1 protein-coding gene is annotated in these 362 nt (G+C 77.3%); it reads right to left on the reverse strand.

Features of this window, described 5'->3' with window-relative positions; all coding sequences use genetic code 11:
- A partial coding sequence (locus tag AC1DBD_RS18000; RefSeq protein ID WP_476982755.1) for a hypothetical protein occupies positions 1-362 on the reverse strand: 362 nt, incomplete at both ends.

Below are 362 nucleotides of genomic sequence, written 5' to 3' on the forward strand. Positions count from 1 at the left end.
GGCCTGGACAGCCTGAGGGCCTGGAACGGCCTGGATGGGCGCAGATGAAACCGCTGCAGCCGCTGAAGCCACTGAAGCCGCCGGGCGGCGCGACGGGCGATGGTCAGGCTGCCATGCCCGCAGCGCGCGCAGCCACAGCCGTTCCCAGCCACGCTGGTCGGTCGGTGCGCGCTCGCCCAGCGCCAGTTGCCGCAGGCTGTACGCCGCGAGCCACGCTTGCAGCGCCGAGACGCCCCCGGGTCGCGCGGCGCGGCCCACGCCGGCCGGGCGGGCCAGCGCGGCCAGCGCAAACTGCCGCAGCGACTCGGCCCAGTGCACGCCGAGGCTCGCGCCGCGCGCCGCGTCGTCGCGCGGTGCGAGCG

It is taken from the genome of Arthrobacter sp. 10T419 (assembly GCF_056394105.1).